Genomic DNA, 5,341 nt, shown 5'->3' on the forward strand with positions numbered 1-5,341 from the left:
ACTTCGGCAGCTTCGGTGAGCGGAGCGGTAGACGGAACGATCATCTTTGATTCTTCGGATACAAAAGTAAAATACCTCAAAGCAGGAAGCTGGTTTGATCTGACGAGAGACAATGGAGGATCTGTAGATACTTCATTACAAAGCAATGTCAGCGAAAATGTTTCTGCGAAGGCAGCTATTGGTGCCAATGGATCTACCGCCACGACTCCCGGGATATTGGTACTCACCGATACGGATAAAGCGATGATACTTCCCAAAGTGGCAAGTCCTCATCTTAATATTGTAAATCCTTCGGCAGGGATGATGGTATATGACACCTTCAATCATATGTTGGCGGTATACAATGGCACGGTGTGGTCTTTCTGGAAACCGTAAATAAAACCAGTTTAACATTTTTCATGATTTTCACAGAATGCGGAAGCATAGACCCTTCCGCTTCTGTTTTAAAATTAAAAACAAACTTATTATGCCTATAAAATATAACATTGTACAAAAAACGCAGCCCGGTGTTGCAGGAGGCGGCGTAAAAAAATGGTATGCAGTAGCTGTAAATGATGGTGAGCTTACTGTGGATGATCTCTCGGCACAGATAGAAAAATTTTCTGCTCTTTCTGAAGCTGATATACGGGGAGTAATTATCGCCCTCGAAAATGTGATACAAGACAATCTTGCCAATGGTAAGATTATAAGACTGGATAAGCTCGGAAGTTTCTATCCAAGCGTAAGCAGCGAAGGTGCGGTAACTGAGGAAGAATTTAACAGCAGTCTCATTACTGCTGCACGAATAAACTATCGCCCGGGAAAGAGAATAAGTGATGCGATGAAGACGGCTGTCTTTAAAAAAGCGGATAAATAACAAAAAGATGCTTAGGAGTATCTCTCATCCTAAGCATCTTTTATCAAACTTCTAAGCATCATTTTCCCTATAGATGCTTGTGTTTTTTGAGAGAAAAGGTATCGTTTTCCGTAATGGAATTTAGATTCTAAAAACAACAAATGAAGAAAGTCCGACGAGGACTTGTAATTGAAAACAAAGCTGTAAAGCTCAGAGTTAACTTATTTTGTGTTTTTACAGCTTTTCAATTACGAAAAGCTATTTTTTCAAGGTAGCATTAAACTGTATTAATGATAATTTTCAGGGTTATTTCTATATTTTGCATGGGATTTTTACCTCTCTGAAAAATATGGTTTAATAAAAAACAACAGACTTTCAAAGATTTAATTTTCCTTTCAGCCAGCAATGAAGAAGGATTGCTGTATCCGGAATTATACCTTGACTAAAACTAAAAGGCAGAGACTATATTGTTGATTACTTATATAATAATAGATACTTTATTGTTAAATTCGCATCAACAAATAAGTTTACTTTGCAAAAAATTGTATTCATTTTGATTTTATTAGCAATTTCCATTACAGGAAATTGCCAGCAAAAAAATTCAAAAAATGTAGATTCCCTCCTTAGGCTTTCTGAACTGAGCAGGTATGAGGATGGGATAAAGTCTCTGAGATATGCAAAGAATGCTTACGATATTTCAGAGGAATTAAATGACAATACTTTGATTATTAAAAGTACCATCAGTCTTGCCTATCAATTATTTATTCTTGATAATTACAAAGAAAGTTTATCTCAAATTTCCAACCTGGAAAAAAGAATGACTGTAGATGATAATATTCTAAAAACTAAGATATTAGAAGTAAAATACGTTAACTACAATGTATTAGGTTTAGATGACCTCGCTTTGGATGCTTTGAATAAGTATATATCAATCCTGGAAAAAATACCGACTGCCGCTGCGAAACAAGACCTTGTGAAAGGCTATTTCTACTATGCTTACAGATTTGAAAAGGATAAGAACTATAGGATGGCGAATCAATACATAGACAAAGCGTTAAAGATTGGTAAAACCATTCGGTTAAATGAGGCAATGAACACCTATATAAGAAAATCCTATATATCTATGGGGCTTAAACAGTATGACTCTGCCAAAGTATATATGTCGAAAGCATTCGAAGAAGCCAGAACATTTGAAAATGTGACTTACAGATATGTTGCCTACGAACTAGAGGGTTATTATTTCTTTAATACTAAGGATTATCAAAAATCTATAAGAGCTTTTCAGAAAACCTTATCCGAAATTGAATCAATGAAGCTTGAAGACATATCCTGTGTCATGGATACCTCTGCTAAACTGGCAGATATTTATTCCTTACTAGGTAATAAAGAAGAAGAGAAAAAGTATAGAGAGAAGTCTGAAAAATACAGTAATCAGTTAAAAGAAAAGAAGAATGATGGTCTCAAAGAAACGATCAACAGTATTCTCCATGATCAGGAAAAGAAAAACGAAAAAATAGAAACCAAAAATAAATGGATCGCTTTTTTGATACTGTTTTTAACAATTTTAGGACTATTCTTTTATTTCATAATTAAAAAAACCAGACAGAAGAAAGATACAGTTCTTCAACAGAAAGAAATTTTACTTATCGAAAAATCTGAGTTGGAGAAACAAAGAGATCGTCTGAATCGCAAAGCGGAAGAAAGTCAACTTGCAACACTGATTGATCTTGCTAAGAATAACAGTCCGGAGTTCATTGTTCTTTTCCAGGAAATGTATCCGAATTTTATTAAAAATATTAAATCATTAAACGCTAAGGTGAGCAATTCCGAATTACATTTTTTGGGACTTGCCTTTCTTAATTTTTCTACCAAAGAGATTGCCGATATTACTTTTGTTACCATCGCCGCAGTGCAGTTGCGCAAACACCGTATTCGGAAAAAATATAATATCCCATCTGATAAGGATTTTAATATTTGGATTCAGGAACGGGATAATTTCTAACATTTCCTCATCTCTTTTTCTATGGATATCTACAAAATAATATGTTTTTGTATACTTTTTCATGTACCAATACGCTGGTCATTGGTGCTTTACTTCGAATAAAAGTTATTTTATCAGATTAATGTTGAGTACTGAATATCAGTTATTTAAAAAAATGTAATATCTATGTAATAGGTGTTTTTTTTGAATTTTCTCGCATTCTCCTTTCATTTGCACTCGTTTTTCAAAAAAGAATTTTCAAAAATCCGATAGAATAGATGGAAATAATTAATAAGCATTTCTATTAAAAATATTTTCGGCTTTAAAAACAATAATGATGAAAACACACAAATGATCAGAAGCCGAAGTCCTAATTCTTTCTAACAACTTTAGAGCAGTTTTAGGACTTCTTTTTCAGATTCAAAACTAAAATGAATGATAAAAAAGCACAATAAATGAAACTTAAAAATGATGAACTGAAATTAAAGGTAATGCCTTTAGTTTACTTTTTACTGATGACTTTGACAGGATTTGTAAAGGGTCAGACGTGTTCTGGTGGAACTGCAAATATCCCTGCCAATGGTACTACTCTAATAAACGGAATCACAGTTACTTCAGTATCTACCGGTTTTGTAACGACATTTTCCGGAATATATGCAAATGATTGTAATAGTGCTATTTCCACATCCGCAAACGCTCTTTTAGTTGGAAACAACAATTGGTCTCCCAATGCTGATGATGGTCCTTGGTCAACTGTTCTCACTTTTTCCAAACCTGTAAATGATATTGTGATTGTCATTGCAGCTACCGGAGCAACTATTAATGAAAAATTCTATTTCACATCCAATGGCGGAGCTATTTCTATCGCCTCTACAACCAATTGTTATACAACGATATCAGGAAATAGTATTTTTTCAGGAGCCGGAGCTCCTGCGGGAACCCCAGGTGCAGGTGGAGGTGGTATTTTTCGTTTGACGGCTCCTGCTCCATTTACAACGCTTAATATGAGTGGTTTAGGGGGTAGTTATGGTAGCCTCCTTGGTATTTGTGCAGAAAGTATTATCTCCAGCTCAACATCCTTTGGCTGCAGCAACAATATGTATTTGTCACAAACACCAATGAGTTCAAGTAGTACAACACTTTATACCATTGATACCTCAACCAATCCTTTTACCTATCCATCAATAGGTACGGCAGCGATTGCCTACAATGGTATTGGGCTTAATCCTTTGGATGGTAGAATGTATGCAATGCAGCAGTCAAGCAATAATTTGCGGGTGGTCAATACCGATGGCTCTACCACCAACCTCGGTGCTGTTACAGGATTGCCTTCTGCAAGCTATTTTGGAGGAGAGATAGATAACTCCGGCAATTATTATGTGATTGCAAATATTGCCGCAGGTACCAGCACACTCTATAAAATTAACCTTAGTACCAAAACAGCTTCTGCAATTTCTTTAAAATATGCGAACAATACAACAGCTACCCTTTACCTTCCTGACATGGGATACAGTATAACAACAGGTCTTCTTTATGGAGTAAATGGTTTTACTAACTCAGGCACTACCCGGCAGCTTGTCTCAATTAATCCCAATACGGGGGTGGTTACCAACATTGGAGGCACATACAACGAGTCCCATTATGGAGCCATGTACACTTCGAGTACAGGAGAGGTATTCGGAATCCGAAATGACGGAGGCTTTTATCAGTTTAACTTGACCACCGGCGAAAGAATCTTGATATCAGATGCGACTCCGAGCAGTGGAAATGATGGAGCCCATTGTGTGACCATGCCTATTACATTCACGACAGATTTACAAGTAACCAAAACAGATAATACATTAACGTATGTTCCGGGAAGCAGTACGACCTACACGGTAGTAGTTAGCAATCAGGGACTTTACGGTGTGGTGGATGCATTGGTTAAAGATGCGGTTCCTGCAGGGATTCCGGCAGCAAACGTAAGTTATACCGCAGTGGCAACTTCCGGTTCTACGACCACTGTTTCAGGAACACAAACAGGTGCCATCAATGATTTGGTGGGTCTTCCGGCAGGAGGTTCTGTTACTTATACGATTACGGTAAATATTCCGATAGACTTTACAGGAGACCTTTTTAATATTGCCAGCGTTACTGCTCCGGCTAATATTACAGATCTTGATCAAGCTAATAATATAGCTACGGATACCGATAGCTCCAGTGCTTGCTTCAAGCCTGCAACAACCACCGGAACTGTTTTAGAAACGCAGCATGGGATTACTTCTCTGAACAGAGCAGGGAATACCGCCTCAGGCAGCAATTGGCCAATGGTAAGAAAAGGGGCATGGACCGCTCTTGAATCTAAAACCAAAGGATTGGTGGTCAACAGACTCACCACTGCACAGATCGCCAGTATTCCTTCGTCTAACCTAGTAGAAGGGATGATCGTGTACAACATTACGTTGAATTGTCTTCAGGTCAATACAACGGGAACTCCATCGGGATGGAGCTGTATGTCTACGCCAACCTGTCCTTCTAACTAATTT

4 protein-coding genes are annotated in these 5,341 nt (G+C 37.2%); all 4 read left to right on the forward strand.

Annotation, left to right across the window (positions count from 1 at the left end; translation table 11 throughout):
- A partial coding sequence (locus tag FOL89_RS17645; protein ID WP_185147010.1) for a hypothetical protein occupies positions 1-375 on the forward strand: 375 nt, incomplete at its 5' end.
- 91 nt (positions 376-466) lie between these two features.
- Positions 467-856 (forward strand): HU family DNA-binding protein, encoded by a 390-nt coding sequence (locus tag FOL89_RS17395; RefSeq protein WP_144284019.1) that lies wholly within the window; start codon positions 467-469, stop codon positions 854-856.
- A gap of 532 nt (positions 857-1,388) precedes the next feature.
- Positions 1,389-2,837: a helix-turn-helix transcriptional regulator gene (locus FOL89_RS17400; protein WP_144284020.1), complete on the forward strand. Its 1,449-nt coding sequence runs from the start codon at positions 1,389-1,391 to the stop codon at positions 2,835-2,837.
- 434 nt (positions 2,838-3,271) lie between these two features.
- Positions 3,272-5,338 carry a DUF6923 family protein gene (locus FOL89_RS17405; RefSeq protein ID WP_144284021.1) on the forward strand — a complete coding sequence of 689 codons (2,067 nt, stop codon included), beginning with the start codon at positions 3,272-3,274 and terminating at the stop codon, positions 5,336-5,338.
- The last annotated feature ends 3 nt before the right edge of the window (positions 5,339-5,341 follow it).

Origin of the sequence: Chryseobacterium echinoideorum (assembly GCF_007474535.1) — a bacterium.
Classification (GTDB): domain Bacteria; phylum Bacteroidota; class Bacteroidia; order Flavobacteriales; family Weeksellaceae; genus Chryseobacterium; species Chryseobacterium echinoideorum.

Coding starts and splice junctions, on each gene's coding strand:
- FOL89_RS17395 (WP_144284019.1), top strand. CDS start 467: ATGCCTATAAAATATAACATTGTACAAAAAACGCAGCCCGGTGTTGCA.
- FOL89_RS17405 (WP_144284021.1), top strand. CDS start 3,272: ATGAAACTTAAAAATGATGAACTGAAATTAAAGGTAATGCCTTTAGTT.